At 49.4% G+C, this 15,621-nt stretch carries 14 protein-coding genes; 8 read left to right on the top strand and 6 right to left on the bottom strand.

The annotated features are described in order from the left end of the window. Positions 1–3: 3 nt before the first annotated feature. The 4 genes from ACN084_RS00215 to ACN084_RS00200 form a co-directional block, all read right to left on the bottom strand. Complete coding sequence (locus tag ACN084_RS00215; protein ID WP_419105522.1) at positions 4–1,506, bottom strand: DEAD/DEAH box helicase; 1,503 nt, start codon at positions 1,504–1,506, stop codon at positions 4–6. A gap of 229 nt (positions 1,507–1,735) precedes the next feature. Further along, positions 1,736–1,963 carry a DUF3107 domain-containing protein gene (locus tag ACN084_RS00210; protein ID WP_419101579.1) on the bottom strand — a complete coding sequence of 76 codons (228 nt, stop codon included), beginning with the start codon at positions 1,961–1,963 and terminating at the stop codon, positions 1,736–1,738. 175 nt (positions 1,964–2,138) lie between these two features. Next, the gene (locus ACN084_RS00205) at positions 2,139–2,801 is read right to left on the bottom strand and encodes a TetR/AcrR family transcriptional regulator (RefSeq protein WP_419101651.1); all 663 of its coding nucleotides are present in this window, start codon (positions 2,799–2,801) and stop codon (positions 2,139–2,141) included. Positions 2,802–2,912: 111 nt separating this feature from the next. After that, positions 2,913–4,217 (bottom strand): glutamyl-tRNA reductase, encoded by a 1,305-nt coding sequence (locus ACN084_RS00200; RefSeq protein WP_419105521.1) that lies wholly within the window; start codon positions 4,215–4,217, stop codon positions 2,913–2,915. 157 nt (positions 4,218–4,374) lie between these two features. Here ACN084_RS00200 and hemE point away from each other — a divergent pair, with 157 nt between their 5' ends. From hemE to hemL, 8 genes are all read left to right on the top strand, one after another. Further along, complete coding sequence (hemE, locus tag ACN084_RS00195; RefSeq protein WP_419105520.1) at positions 4,375–5,496, top strand: uroporphyrinogen decarboxylase; 1,122 nt, start codon at positions 4,375–4,377, stop codon at positions 5,494–5,496. A 5-nt stretch (positions 5,497–5,501) separates the two neighbouring features. Then, on the top strand, positions 5,502–6,953 hold the full coding sequence (gene hemG / locus ACN084_RS00190) for a protoporphyrinogen oxidase (protein ID WP_419105519.1): 1,452 nt from the start codon (positions 5,502–5,504) through the stop codon (positions 6,951–6,953). A 107-nt stretch (positions 6,954–7,060) separates the two neighbouring features. Then, positions 7,061–7,834: a hydrogen peroxide-dependent heme synthase gene (gene hemQ, locus ACN084_RS00185; RefSeq protein ID WP_419101575.1), complete on the top strand. Its 774-nt coding sequence runs from the start codon at positions 7,061–7,063 to the stop codon at positions 7,832–7,834. Further along, a complete protein-coding gene (locus ACN084_RS00180; protein WP_419105518.1) occupies positions 7,831–9,144 on the top strand; it encodes a ferrochelatase in 1,314 nt (437 codons plus the stop codon). The genes hemQ and ACN084_RS00180 overlap by 4 nt, the downstream gene beginning before the upstream one ends. A 5-nt stretch (positions 9,145–9,149) precedes the next feature. Then, positions 9,150–10,109, top strand: coding sequence for a hydroxymethylbilane synthase (hemC, locus tag ACN084_RS00175; RefSeq protein ID WP_419105517.1), 960 nt, complete (start codon positions 9,150–9,152; stop codon positions 10,107–10,109). A 5-nt stretch (positions 10,110–10,114) separates the two neighbouring features. Then, on the top strand, positions 10,115–10,921 hold the full coding sequence (locus tag ACN084_RS00170; protein WP_419105516.1) for a uroporphyrinogen-III synthase: 807 nt from the start codon (positions 10,115–10,117) through the stop codon (positions 10,919–10,921). 53 nt (positions 10,922–10,974) lie between these two features. Then, a complete protein-coding gene (gene hemB / locus ACN084_RS00165) occupies positions 10,975–11,973 on the top strand; it encodes a porphobilinogen synthase (RefSeq protein WP_419105515.1) in 999 nt (332 codons plus the stop codon). 55 nt (positions 11,974–12,028) lie between these two features. After that, a complete protein-coding gene (gene hemL / locus ACN084_RS00160; protein WP_419105514.1) occupies positions 12,029–13,357 on the top strand; it encodes a glutamate-1-semialdehyde 2,1-aminomutase in 1,329 nt (442 codons plus the stop codon). A 114-nt stretch (positions 13,358–13,471) separates the two neighbouring features. On the opposite strand, the gene ACN084_RS00155 is transcribed toward hemL, so the two are convergent. Then, on the bottom strand, positions 13,472–14,824 hold the full coding sequence (locus ACN084_RS00155; protein ID WP_419105513.1) for a threonine/serine ThrE exporter family protein: 1,353 nt from the start codon (positions 14,822–14,824) through the stop codon (positions 13,472–13,474). Positions 14,825–14,888: 64 nt separating this feature from the next. Beyond that, positions 14,889–15,575, bottom strand: a complete 687-nt coding sequence (locus ACN084_RS00150) for a 3'-5' exonuclease (RefSeq protein WP_419101568.1) — start codon at positions 15,573–15,575, stop codon at positions 14,889–14,891. Between the last annotated feature and the right edge of the window lie 46 nt (positions 15,576–15,621).

Below are 15,621 nucleotides of genomic sequence, written 5' to 3'. Positions count from 1 at the left end.
AGGCTAGTCTTGTGAATCACCATCATTAACGATGCGTTTGCGCCGACGACGACGCGGAGCCTGCTCGCCCTCTACCCGGGTACGACGTCGTGAACGACCAGAAGCATCTTTCTCCACAACGGGGGAGTCTGAACGCGTATTGTCATGTTCTTGACGGCGAGGGCGACGCTGCCTTTGCCCATTATTCTGCGAGCGACGAGAAGAGGAAGAACGTTCTGAGCGGCGCTCGCCTCTGCGCGGTGAACGTTGAGCAGAAGCATCAGAATCCTTAGGCTGAGCATGAGGCATCTTACCTCGAGTGCCTTCAGGAATATCAAGGTCACGGAAAAGATGCTCAGAAGAAGAATACGTTTCTACAGGCTCTGGAACACCCAATTCTAAGGCCTTGTTAATGAGAGACCAACGAGGGATATCTTCCCAATCAACAAGAGTAATTGCGGTACCAGTATGACCGGCACGGCCTGTACGACCCACACGGTGTACATAGGTTTTCTCGTCGTCGGGGCACTGAAAATTAATCACGTGAGTGACGTCATCAACATCAATACCTCGGGCTGCTACATCTGTAGCGACAAGGACATCAACGGCATTATCACGAAACGCTTGTAATGCTTTTTCGCGTGCGACCTGAGGCAAATCGCCGTGAAGAGCACCCGCACGGAAACCACGATTCTGTAACTCATCAGAAAGTTTTGCTGCAGAGCGTTTTGTCTTGGTGAAGATAATGGTACGTCCTCGCCCATTGGCGCGCAGAACTCGACCCACTAACTCATCTTTGTCGAGAGGATGAGCACGATAAATAACTTGACGGATAGACGCCTTTGTCAACGACTCATCTTCGGAAGACTGTGCTTGAATATGCATTGGTTTACGCATATAACGGCGTGCCATTGTCAGCACAGGCCCAGGCATGGTTGCCGAGAAAAGCATGCTCTGGCGAATCTCGGGCAAACTTGCAAGAATTTTTTCAACATCGGGTAAGAACCCTAAATCAAGCATCTCATCGGCTTCATCAAGAACCACAATTTTTACCTGCGAAAGATTCATCTTCTGCTGGCGTTGTAAATCAATGAGTCGGCCGGGCGTGCCAACAATAATCTCAACTCCGCGGTCAAGAAGTTTAACCTGCTGTTCATACGGAACACCACCGTATAACGTCACAACACGAACTCCCGCACCTGCTGCCGCAGCAGAGAGATCTTCGCCTACTTGAACAGCAAGCTCACGAGTCGGAACAATAATTAGCGCTTGAGGGGAGCCAGGGGAGCGTAACGAATCCCAACGGGGATCTTCGGGGCCGATTACTCGTTGAATTGCGGGCAGACCAAAACCTAGAGTTTTGCCGGTACCTGTTTGCGCCTGCCCGATGATGTCATTGCCGGCGAGAGCAACAGGCAACGTGAGAGACTGAATAGGGAACGGATGAATGATGGAACGTTCAGCTAAAGCTTGGCAAATATCTTCGCGTAGTCCGTAATCGGCAAAAGTCTTGGGGTCTTGGTTCACGTATGTGTTTCCTGTAGAAAAGGCGCAAAAGCGCAACTATGGAGGTACGCCGATCGTGAAAAAACAAGTCACCCTATCTCAGCAGGTGACACTACTAAACATTACTGGTGGATAACGACCGGACAACCGTCTTATCTTAGCCATTCTAACAAAGCTGACAAGAAAAAAGTGGAGAGCCTAAAAATATAGGCCCTCCACTATCGTCTACACCGTCTATATCAACGGCATATTATGCTGAGAAATTAAAGCCGACGCGACGCTTTGTCTCTGAACCAATTTCAACGAAACCGATTTTATCTCCAGGAATCAATACGACGTTACCCTTGTCGTCTTCTAGCTCTAGAACCTCACCTTTATCCATGGCGCGTGCAATGAGCTGACGCAATTCAACAGGGTCTTTATCGGACTCAATAACTACTTCGCGAGGCATATTTCTAATACCAAATTTAACGTCCATAACTGCTCCTTAAACAACGGAAATTACCGGTCATGTCTCTAGACATTCTAAAAGGTGAAGACAAAAACACCTAGAAATATCACCCTCAGCGTACCACCCCTACAATAAATCACGTAGAAGAATCCTTCTTGAATCTTCTGAACAAAAACCTTATAGAAGTGAAAAAGGCAGAGGACTAACCGTCATAGACAGAATCGTCATCAATGCAGAGTAGCCCTCCCCACGCTAAACGAAAAACGAGATTTTGTGCACGAGCAAGCTCTTGGTCCTGAGCACCTTGCTGTAAAGCATGTTGCACCGCCGATAACGCCATTCCCGTGAGCGTGCGTGAGATGAGTACTGCTTCTTTTGCGGCTAGACCAGAATTAGGCTCTAACACTTGCGCAATATGATTAGCGATATATAGATGAAGGTCATCAATACGCTGTTGAACAGCTAAATCACTGTGAATATCAGATTCAAAAATCAGCCGATAACCCTGAAGATTAGTGCGCGTGAACTCGAAGAAAGCACCAATAACACGTTCTGTTCGCTCACGGTTATCTTGGGTGTCGTATAAGGGGCGAACTAGGCGTTCTGTGAGCTCTTTAATCTGTTCGTCTAGTACAGCAAGATATAGTTCTCGTTTTGATTTGAAATGCTGGTAAAGTACCGGCTTCGTGACATCGGCAGCTGAAGCAACCTGATTCATTGTCGTCGTATGGTATCCCTGAGAAGAAAAAATACGTAGTGCACTTAATACCAGATGTTGTCGTCGTAGTTCCTTCGGCAGACGCTTGTCCCCTGAGGAATAATGTCGATCGTGTGAATCTGGTTCTTGGAGTGGCTCAACGGTCACAGAACTCAACGCTTGTTCCTGAATCTATCTAAATAACGGACGAGTGATAAGGGCATAGACATCTACCGTAAATGGCTGAAACTTCTGTATGAGAGGTATCGTCCATGACAGTTAGGAGGCGTCCTTATGTTTTTGCTCCATCTGAAGATGAGAGGGCTCTACGGTGTTTACCTCAATACCGTAGAGCGCTTCAAGAGCTGCAACGTAATCAGCTTCACGACCGTCTTTGGCTAAAGAACGTGCACGGACCGTAGGGGTGTGAAGTAGCGATTTCACCATACGCCGCATCGTAAGCTCTAACTGGTCTACGGCAGCGCCACACCCATACTGGTTGCGAACCTTCTGCAGTTCATTGTCCAAAATAGACATCGTATGTTCCCTGAGAGCTACAATAGCAGCATCTACGTTGCGAGCCTTCTCTTGTACCGCAAAATGAGCAGCTTCATTGTCCACAATTGCGTGGGCAAGTTCAATAGAATCTTGAGTTTCGTTGGGGGCAGCCAGACGAACAGTCTCCAACGTAATCAACTCAACATCTGGCATGTCTGCAACATCTGGAGCGAAATCTCTACTCAACGCCAAATCGAGAATAATGCGTTTTCCTGCAGGAACCTCATCAGCGCTCAACGGAGCGGTAGAACCAGAACACCCAATGAGAATATCTGCTTCTTTGAGAGCTTCGTGAAGAGCACCCTCAGGAACAGCTCGTATGGAGCGCTTGTCGGCAAAAGTAGCTGCACGACCAGAGGAAGAATACACGCTAATATTTTGGCAGCCGCGCTCTCTCAGCGCCGCAACCGTAGCACCAGCGTAAGCGCCAGTACCAATAATGAGTGCGCGGCGTGCATCCCACGCTAACTCTGATAGCTCATACGCTAAATCGAGAGCGACCGAAACAACTGAACGCCCTTGAGAACCAAGCAGAGTCTGCTGACCCACTTCTCGAGCAGTGCGAGCAGCACGATCAAAAAGCCGCACTAAATTACCGGTGGCTGTACCTTCTTCGCGTGCAGTAGCAATAGCTCGACGTACCTGTCCGGTAATCTCTCGCTCTCCAACCACTGCCGACTCTAAACCAACCGCTACCGTAAATAAGTGTTTGACGGCCTCATGCTGAGTGAACACTTCAAAACTACTTGCAACAAGTTCGTACGCTAAAGAAGACTGGCCGGCAATGCCACGATATATTTCCTGTGAAGTTTCTTCTAATATCAGCTGTATTTGCTGAGACGTTGCGCCGGGGGATACAGCAAGCTCCCCATAAATCTCTAAACGGTTACACGTCGAAAGAACAACGCTTCCTCGAACCCGCTGCGCCGAAACATTTTTGAGCGCAACACTAGCACCGTTGGCCAATAATGCCACGGTGTTCAAATCTACAGTCTTGTGTGATGCAACGAGCGTAAATATAGTCACGACTGACTTATCATAAACATGTTTGCCCCTCAGACGCGAATAAAAACGGGAAATATCACTATTTTTCCTCGTAGATTCCCCTCTCAACCGGCAGATACCGGCAAAGAATGACATGGTGTCGGCAAACAATGCGCAATAATTTGGCACAATGGGAAACATGAGTAGCACTTTGAATCAACGAGAACTACTGAACACACACCAGCTAGATTCTCTTCCCACCACTCACCCACTCAAAACTACAGGCGTGGCAGAGTCACCAATGCTCAAAGCCCTCACCGGACAAAAAGGCTCACACCACCCCGTATGGTTCATGAGGCAAGCCGGACGCTCCCTACCCGAATACCGAAAAGTACGTGAAGGTATTCCCATGCTAGAGGCATGTTTAACCCCAGAACTTGCCTGCGAAATTACATTGCAACCCGTACGACGCCACAACGTAGACGCCGCAATCTTCTTCTCCGACATCGTCGTCCCCATGAAGCTAGCCGGCGTAGACGTAGACATCGTCCCCGGCAAAGGCCCCGTACTATCCCAACCAGTACGCACCGCTGAAGACGTCAAAAACCTCCCCGAACTCGAAGACTCAGCACTCGACCCCATCCGAGAAGCAGTCAGCCTAACCGTCAAAGAACTCGGCGACACACCGCTCATCGGTTTCGCCGGAGCACCATTTACGGTCGCCGCTTATATGGTTGAAGGCGGACCCTCCCGAGACCACCTACGACCACGCACCATGATGCACTCAGACCCCGACACCTGGCATGCACTCGGACAATGGGCCGCCCGAACCGCAGGACAATTCCTTCAAGCACAAATCGAAGCAGGCGCCAGCGCCATCCAACTCTTCGACTCTTGGGCAGGATCCCTCTCCGAAAGCGACTACCGCACCTACATCCAACCCCACTCCGCCCAAGTTCTTCAGAGCGTGGCACATTACGGTGTTCCTAGAATCCACTTTGGTACCGGAACCGCGCAGCTACTTAAAGCTATGCACGAAGCTGGAGCAGATGTCGTCGGTGTAGACTACCGTCTCGACCTCGCAGAAGCTCAGCATCGTCTTGGCGGGGGAGTGCCCCTACAAGGAAATATTGACCCTGCACTACTAAGCGCAGGATGGGATGTCCTCAAAGAACACGTAGACCACGTCCTAGCTGATGGTGCATGTGCTCCCTCCCATATCGTCAATCTTGGACACGGTGTGCCACCAGAAACAGACCCCGAAATACTTACCCGCCTGGTGGAATACATTCACACTCAAACTGCTCGGGAAGTGGCCTAAGAACAATGTCACCTGTCGATACTCGTTCCCCTAAAGAAACCGCAATCGTTGTAGGCGGTGGAATCTCCGGATTACTTGCCACTCGAGAACTTGCTCAACAAGGGCTCAAAGTAACCCTCGTCGAAAAAGAAGATCATCTCGGTGGTGCAGTAGGCGCACACCAAATCGACGGACTTGTCCTCGACTCGGGTGCAGAATCCTATGCAACAAGAACCACCGCCGTCAGCGAGCTACTCGAAGAGCTCAATATTTCCGAAAAAATCGTCACTCCACGGCAAGATGGATCCTGGCTTTGCCTACCAAACGGGGTTCACAAAGCACCACGAACAGGAATCCTCGGCATCCCCGGAGACCTCAACGACCCAGACTTCAAAAAAATTATGAGTAGAAGTGGTCTACGACGCGCTAAACTTGACCGTTTCTTACCCGCCTCCGCAGGAGAAAATGCACGTACCCTTGGCGACCTCGTACGTGTCCGTATGGGACAACAAGTACTCGATAGACTCGTCTCGCCCATCGTATCTGGAGTCCATTCCACGCACCCCGATTACCTTGACGTAGATTCTGTTGCACCAGGACTCAAAAAAGCGTTAAATACCTATGGCTCCCTTGCTACCGCTGCCGCATCACTACGTAAAAATTCTCCAGCAGGAGCACAAGTCGCAGGACTCATCGGCGGTATGCACCAGCTATCTGAAGCACTCGTTGACGATATTCTTCGTCGCAAAGTACGTATCCTTACCGGCTATGATGCCATCGCCATCGACCGCGACCGTTGCCATAACCTCTGGACACTCATCCAACGCCAACCCGAAATCGGCGAAAAAGCTGCTGCCATCCACGGAAAATACCTCGTCATGGCCTCAGACGGTCCCTCAACTCTTCGAATGCTTGGATCACACCTGAGTAGCGCAGACCTACCCCAAATCTCAGCAGGACCAGAAGTTGCCCTCGTAACACTCATCATCGAACAATCAGAGCTCGACTCCCGACCACGCGGAACCGGAGTACTTGTCAGCGAAGAAGTGACCTCAGTACGAGCCAAAGCACTTACCCACGCCAGCGCTAAATGGGAGTGGATGAGCGACAAACTAGGGCAACATCGACACGTATTACGCCTGTCCTACGGGAGAGGACAAGACGCTAGCCCCCTACAAGAAGTCAAACTCTACGATGACCAACTCATTACCTTAGCCATCCACGATGCACAAAAACTTCTCGACGTTTCCATCTCACGAAATCAGCTCCTCGCAGCAGACGTTGTTCGATGGAAAGGCGCATTACCTACAGCAAGTCCCGAACACCGCAAAACAGTGCAAAGCTTCCGCAACGCACTCACCGAATTAGAGAACGTCACCGCTGTTGGCGCGTGGCTGAGCGGAAACGGGCTAGCTGCTGTCACCGCAGACACTCGCAAAACCCTCAAAAACTTTATTGAACAAAACAACATCGGATAGAACCTCAACACTACAACTACGTAAACCCAAGAGGCTCCCGTACAACACACAACAACAGGTGACTCTCCATCACACCCGATAGAGAGAAACCTCTGAGGAAGGAAAACATGTCACACCAACATGGCTCACATGGAAACTACTCCCACACACACCGTGGGGATGCAACCTCATCAAAAATTCAAGGTCAAGTTCCGGGTGCTCCAGCTGACGGCGACGACAAACTCTACTACGCGCTATACACTGTATTTGCACGTACTGGAGTAACAAACACCAAAGCACAGACCCCTGAAGCTGAAGAAGAACTCAACCAAGTAATCTCAGCACTCGAAGAACAAGGCGTAACCATTCGCGGATTCTACGACGTATCAGCCATGCGCGATAACGCAGATATTCTCGTATGGGCTCACTGCGAAGTCCCTGAAGACCTCCAAGAAGCTATCCGCAAACTTCGCCGTACCAGCGTCTTCTCCGAAACAAAGATTGTATGGTCCACTATGGGCGTACACCGCGACGCAGAATTTACACGCCGTCATGCTCCAGCCTTTGCCCTTGGCAAAGAAGCACAAGACTGGGTCTGTGTATACCCCTTCGTTCGCTCCTATGAGTGGTACTACATGAACCCCGAAAAGCGTGCTGAAATGCTCAAAAACCATGGTATGAAAGGCTACGATTTCCCTCAGGTGCTAGCTAACACCATCGCAACGTTTGGACTCAACGACTACGAATGGGTCCTTGCCCTCGAAGCGCCAGAACTTGTAGACCTTGTAGACCTCATGCGTCATTTCCGAAACACTGAAGCCCGCCTACACGTCCGTGAAGAAACCCCCTTCTACACCGGACGCCGTATTCCCTCCCACGACATCGCAGGAGTTCTTGCATGAACACCCGACTACCACATGACGTAGCCCCCAACGTCACCGACCCCAACAACACCGCCAGTAATGGCCCCGCCGTACTCGATACAACAACTATCGAACAATTCCACGGTGAAGAAAACATCTCACGCCCTCGTAACAAAGCGCCACAACCCTACGATATGGTGATTCTTTCATCGTTTGGTGGCCCTGAAGGGCAAGAAGATGTCATCCCATTTCTTAGAAACGTCACGGCAGGACGAGGTATCCCCGACGAACGACTCGAAGAAGTCGCAACACACTACCGTGCCAACGGAGGTATCTCACCTATCAACGAACAAAACCGTGCACTCCTCAACGCCCTCGAAAAGGCTCTCCAAGAAAAAGGACCACGCATCCCCATCACATGGGCGAACCGCAACTGGAAACCTTACGTCAACGACGTAGTACAAGAAGCCTACGACAACGGCGCACGAAAAATTTTGGTACTTGCTACAAGCGCCTACCCCGGTTATTCTTCCTGCCGACAATACCGTGAAGACTACGGTATGGCACTAGAAAAACTTGAACTAGAAGGCAAACTTCAAATTGATAAAATTCGTCAGTTCTATGATGCACCAGGCTTCGTACAAGCCTTCGTCGACGGACTCGTAGACGGGCTACGAGAAGTCCACCAAAAAATTGCGCAGAACACCAACCCCGCTGCTGGAAACGGCGCTATCCGCATCATGTTCTGCACCCACTCCGTACCAACCAGCGCAGCGAACGAGGCCGGACCACGAGATGTCGACTACGAAGGCGGCTCCGCCTACGTCGAAAAGCATCTTCAAGTTGCTCGACGAGTTCTTGAAAAAGTCTCCGACATCGACTCAAAACTCCTCGAAAACGTTGATTGGGAACTGGTCTACCAATCTCGTTCAGGCCCCCCATCTATGCCATGGCTAGAACCAGACGTCAATGACGCCCTAGAAGCCCTTGAAGGCAAAGTTGATGGCATCGTCCTCGTACCTCTGGGCTTTGTCTCTGACCATATGGAAGTCAAATGGGACTTAGACACTGAAGCCCTAGACACTTGTAAAAACCTTGGCTTTGAAGCGGTACGCACACCAACACCCGGAACTCATCCGGCATACGTTGAGTCTTTGCGTCAGCTCATCCAAGAACGTGTACAAGAAACGAATGCAACACCGTTTACCGCCCCCAAAGAACCACTTTTCGGTGGTTGCTCTAACCGCGGATGGTTCGACGAATGCGACCCTCAATGCTGTAAACCAGCACGTGCTCAACAACATCGAGCAACGATTGCAACCTACCATATGAATACTACGGAGGACTAAAACCTATGGGCTACACCGTTGGCACCCGAGGCTCGGCGCTAGCACTCACTCAAACAGGTATGGTTGCTGACGCCATCGGACGTATCTGCAACCAAAACATCGAACGAGTAACCGTCAAAACTGAAGGCGATATCCTGACCGGTCCGCTTTCACAGATGGGTGGTACCGGTGTATTCGCTGCAACGTTAAGACAACGAGTACTGGACGGCAGTGTCGACATGGCTGTTCATTCCCTCAAAGATTTGCCCACCCAGCCCTGCCCTGGACTCAACATTGCGGCAATTCCTGAGCGCGAAGACCCACGAGACGCACTATGTGCTCGCGATGGACTCACCTTAGAGACACTGCCAGAAGGTGCAAACGTTGGTACTGGATCTCCTCGACGAGCAGCCCAGATTAAGGCGTTACGCCCAGATATCAATATCGTTGATATTCGAGGTAACGTGGGCACACGTCTTGCACGAGTCCCCGGTCTAGAACATTATGGCAACGCAGAAGCGGTAGGGGACTGCGATGCAGTTATCCTTGCGGCTGCTGGTTTGCACCGGCTAGGTCATGAATCTGCTATTTCTGAATATCTTGACGTTTCTCGTGTTCTTCCTGCCCCTGGGCAAGGTGCCTTGGCTGTAGAAATACGTGAACAAGACGTCCACAACAACACTGAGCTAGCTCAAGCTGTCGCTACCGTAGACCACCTACCAACACGCTACGCGGTTATCGCTGAGCGTGCTGTGCTACGTCGTCTAGAAGCAGGTTGTGCTTCGCCCATTGGAACATACGCGAGATATGAACAAGACCAGCTGATTCTTGACGCTGTAGTGGCTTCTGTTGATGGTTCTCAGGTGCTAAGACATCATGCAGCAACCGTACTTTTGAGTCAAGAAGCAGCTGAACAGCTTGGTATTCAAGTAGCAGAAGACCTCCTACAAATGGGCGCTGAACGTTTAAACGGATTGAATAGTTAGTGTCCATGGCCAACGCAATGACCTCTACTCGGCTGCTCATCACTCGTTCGTTTGAACAAGCACAACCGTTTGTTGAGCTTTTGTCTCATACGTCTTTAGCGCCGGTAGAGGTCGATTGTGCCCCTATCCGCCAAGCCGTCGCTCATACACCAGATAGTGAGCTCATGAGTCGTCTGCCTCATGGCGGATTTTCTTGGGCTCTTATCAGTAGCGTGAATGCTGTGCTTTCTTTGAAAAAATATGCTGTTGAATCTCAGCGTACGTTGCCTCAATTACTAGCAACAACAAAAGTTGCTGCTGTTGGTGCCTCCACGGCACAAGTTTTGGCTGATAACGGTGTTGTGGTGGACTACATTCCTTCGGTGATGGACGCTCAACATTTGGGGCAAGAACTTCCGTATGACGACGATCAACCTGTTCTGTGTGTTTTGGGAAAGACTTCACGGCCGACTCTCAACCATGTTCTAGCATCACGGAATATACCTACAGAAACGGTGATTCTTTACGATATGGAACCTTACCCCGTTACAAACCCGTTAACGCCGTTGAGAGCACCCGAAAAATCTTTTGCTCTGGGACAGGTGCGAGAGCGTTGGCAAGAATATGCGGGTGTTATCACAACGGCTCCTTCTCTATTAGAAGAACTCGTCACCCATATTTACGGTGAGGAATTTCCGGTATCTTTTCCCCCTCTTATTGCGATGGGAAGAACAACCGCATCTCATGCGCAGCGTTTAGGTTTGGATGTTTATATTGCGCCTGCTCCAACCCCTGACGGATTATGCGAAGCGGTTCATCATTATTTTTTGTAATTTTTTTGGTTATCACGCAAAGAAAATAAATGTTTTATGAGAGGAGAACTCCTATGACGGCACTCAACCTTCAGTATCGTCCACGGCGTCTACGCGCAACTCCTGCGTTGCGTAAACTGGTATCCGAAACACAACTACGCCCAGAGCACCTCATTCAGGTTCTCTTTGTGCGAGATGGAATTGAGGAACCTCAGCCTATCGCGTCTATGCCTGGACAATATCAGCACACGTTAGATTCTCTGCTAGAGCAGGTAGAACAAGCCGTATCAGCAGGGATTCAATGTATTGATCTTTTCGGTGTTCCTCGTGAAGAAGACAAAGATGCAGATGGAACTCACGCATGGTTACCAGAGGGCATTTTGAACCGTGCTATTGCACAGGTTCGTCAACGTTTTGGGGATACCATCACGATTATGGCGGATACCTGTCTTGACGAGTTCACCAGCCATGGACATTGTGGGCCACTTTCGACAGACCGGTTTGGTCAGCCGATTGTCGATAACGACGCCTCTGTTCATGCTTATTCTCAGATGGCGTTGGCGCAGGCTCGTGCCGGTGCACATATTGTGAGCCCATCGGGCATGATGGACGGACAAGTACAAGCGATTCGTCAGGCGCTTGATGCAGAAGGGTTCTACGACGTTGCTATTATGGCGTATTCGGCAAAATACGCTTCAGCATTCTTTGGTCCTTTCCGTGATGCTGTCGGTTCTTCATTAGAAGGCGACCGTAAGAGCTATCAGCAAGACCCAGCTAACCGTCGTGAAGGTCTACACGAAGTACGGCTAGATATTGAAGAGGGCGCAGATTTCGTCATGGTGAAACCGGCGATGGCGTACCTTGACATTGTGCGTGAAGTCGCTGATTTCTCTCCGGTGCCGGTAGCTGCCTATCAAGTTTCTGGAGAATACGCCATGATTGAGGCCGCTGCTGCAGCAGGATGGGTCGATCGAGAAAAGATTATTCTTGAGTCGTTGACAGGCATTCGTCGCGCTGGCGCTGACATTATTCTGACGTACTATGCAACAGAAGTAGCCGCTTGGCTTTCATAATGTTTTATAAACTAGAGAAAACATTGCTTAACAGATATGAAGAAAGTTCTCACATATGAGTATCTCCGAAGACTTATTTAACCGTTCTCGTGCTGTCATCCCTGGGGGAGTGAACTCACCGGTTCGTGCCTTCAACTCCGTTGGCGGTGTGCCCCCTTTTATGGTTGAGGCACAGGGCCCTTATCTGACTGATGCTGATGGTAGAAATTATGTTGATCTTGTGATGAGTTGGGGACCTGCACTTCTGGGCCACCGAGATTCCTCTGTTGTTGAGGCCGTTCACAAAGCTGTAGAGCACGGGCTGTCTTTTGGTGCCTCTACCGAAGCTGAAGTTGAACTTGCTGAGCTTGTTATCGAGCGTATCAACGCTGTGATTCCAGGAAGTATCGACCAGATACGTATGGTATCCACTGGTACCGAAGCAACCATGACTGCTATCCGTCTAGCTCGCGGTTACACCGGACGAGATAAAATCATCAAATTTGCTGGTTGCTATCACGGACACGTTGATGCTTTACTCTCTGAAGCTGGTTCTGGCGTAGCAACCTTAGCAATGCCCGGTTCAGCAGGCGTCACAGCTGCAACAGCAGCTGAAACGATTGTTCTCCCCTATAACGATACCCAAGCAGTTCAACGTGCTTTTGAGCAGCACCATGGACAGATTGCAGCTATTATCACTGAAGCAGCACCGTGCAATATGGGCGTGGTAACACCTGAGGCTGGGTTCAACCGGTTCTTACACGATACTGCCCATGAGAATGGCGCATTGCTCATTTTTGATGAAGTCCTAACCGGTTTCCGTGTATCTTCTGCCGGCTATTGGGGATACACCACAGAAGATGAGGGAGGATGGGCTCCCGATATCTTTACCTTCGGAAAAGTTATTGGTGGCGGTATGCCCATTGCCGCACTGGGGGGTAAACGAGAAGTGATGGAGTACCTTGCCCCGTTAGGGCCCGTCTATCAGGCAGGTACGCTCTCTGGTAATCCCATCTCTCTTGCTGCAGGCATCGCAACGCTCAAAGCTGCAACAGAAGACGTCTACCAGACTATTAATCAGCGTAGTGAAGAACTTCAAAAAGCTATCCACTCCTATGGCGAAAAACTTGGTTTGAACTACTCGATTCAACATGCCGGAAACCTGTTCTCTCTATCATTTGGTACAGCTGAGCACGGTGTACATCATTATGACGATATCAAAGCAAGTGAAACGTTCCGTTATCAGGCATTTTTCCATAGCATGTTGAACTCTGGGGTGTACCTCCCACCAAGTGCTTTCGAAGCATGGTTCTTATCTGCCTCACATAATGATACGGCGATGGATCGTATTCTTTCTGCACTGCCTGAGGCCTTAGAAGAAGCTGCTCAGGCTCAACCCGCATAAATAATACTATTTAGTGTTCTCTTCAATGAAAAAACCTTTGGGGTTGTATCCTCTGATGTGGAGGATACAACCCCAAAGGTTTTTTGATGATATACAGGTAAAAGCGTATTCGCCTTACCGTAGATGATAGTCAATATTAAAACGACGAACTTTTTGCAAATCTCGGTTATAGAACCAGTTCTTATCCATCAGAAAACGAGCAAATACAAGCCCCATACCAATGGCGAAGAATAATAACCATACCTCCACCATGCCAACTGCAGCTTCTGCAATATCACCATCAGAAAGATACGCCATGGAACGATAGAACGTCACACCCGGAACCATCGTGACAACCGCAGGGACAGACAACGAAACACGCGAATACTTCCGATGGTGTAAGGGCGCAATAATTTCAGCAAAAGTTGCTGCTAAAAGAGCACCTGTAAATACCGCTAGTTGCGGGGCCAAACCCACATCAGTAGCAAGGATACGAAGAGGGTTCACCACAGCAGCAATAATTCCTGCCCATAAACAGCTCGTGGGCATCGCCGAGAAAAGCATCGCAAACCCATACGCTGCAATAAAAGACGCCGCAACTCTCAACGAATATAACGTGATAGGCGAAAACTCCAGTGGAACAGCTTTCTGTAGAGGAAGCTCAAACGTAAAGGCAAGAATCCACACTGCAAAAGAAGCGCTCGCAAGTAACAACCCCACGTAGGTAAGTCGCCCAATAGCCGCAGAAAAGTCGAAGCGAGCTAAATCTAACATTGCAGTCACCAGCGGAAAACCTGGTACTAAAAACAAGATAGCAGAGATGAAACCTACAAGATGATCAGAAGACGTTAACCCTAAAGCAGTCAACGTATTGACCCCACAAATATAAGACCCCGCAGAGAACACCCCACATAAGAACCATATGGCGAGGTGATTAACTTCTTTACCCAGTAAAACTGAACGCAATAATTGTCCCAGACCAGAACAGAAAAAAACGATACTACACTCAACAACCCCACCATTGTTGAGAAAAGCAAACCCCGCACAAGCAAAAGCGGCAGCAAGAGAAAGCAACCATCGAGGGTATAGGTGCGGTAACCGTGCAATACGATCAATCTCCTGACCTGCTTCAAAAGGAGAAATCTTTTCAGGAAGGTTCGATACAAAATCGCTGAGTAAATCAATACGATAAGCACTAATACCCATCGCCCGTTGTTCACCAATTTCAGTACGAAAATTACCGGCAGCATAAGCAGTTGTGGTCAGCTCCGTAAACGTCACCTGCGAATGATGCTCTTCTAACCCTACTGCTCTTGCAAGACGTGCCATTGAGGCTTTCACACGAAAAGCGCTAGCACCTGATTGAAGCATGAGCAGTCCAAGCTTCATCACCACGGCAGACTGTGATACAAGATATTGATGTTGTAGCCGTGAAGAACCTAAATAGATACTATTAGTGGGCGGCTCTGCAGAGAGATTCTCAGACATCATGACACCTTAGAAAAATATATTGAGTAAAAATACTTGTGAAAATACACCGCACAAGAACGCACTAACCATGGCGTATAGGCCATGAACCGTCAATTATTTGATTCTTACCTTGACGCTTGAGATATTCTTGAAACTCCGCAGCCTGCTCTTGCGCCCACAGAATCTGTTGCTGATGTAAGAACCTCGCATCTTGGGCAAGATCAGGGAAAGAACCTGCCATCGCGGTGAGGAGACGTTCTGCTGCTATCGCATCATCCTTAGATGTATGCGCATTCTCTAAACTCACACCATATTCTTCGCTGAGCACCTCTAGAGTACGTTTGCCTCGTTTAAACTGATGAAAATGCTTATTCAAAACATAAGGATCTAGCACCGGCTCACACTTGAGCTCTGGATACTCGTATCGTTGTAACTCATAATGCAACACCGAAAAATCATAGGCAGCGTTGAAAGCAATAACGGGGATACCGTCATGAAAGAGAGAACCCAGAGCAGACGCCACTTGAAACACAACGGTGGAAGCATCCTGTCCATGTTCTTGCGCATATTCAGTGCTAATACCGTGAACTGCTGAAGCCTCTGCTGGGATATCAATACCAGGGTTTGCTAACCACTCTCCAGCGCGAATAGTCTGTCCATCTGCCCCCACCAGAACCAAAGAAGCCGTCACAATACGTGCCGTACGAGGATCAACCCCCGTCGTTTCTAAATCAAAAGTTGCCCGAGGATTATCTAGCCAAGAAGTCATACTCCACACTATATCGCTTTTTTGATAAGCCTAATAACCCCACCCC

Origin of the sequence: Rothia sp. P7208, from assembly GCF_048512915.1 — a bacterium.
In the GTDB taxonomy this organism is placed as follows: Bacteria; Actinomycetota; Actinomycetes; order Actinomycetales; family Micrococcaceae; genus Rothia.
The sequence above is the reverse complement of the archived record's forward strand: the minus strand, read 5'-3'. Positions and strand labels throughout refer to the sequence as shown.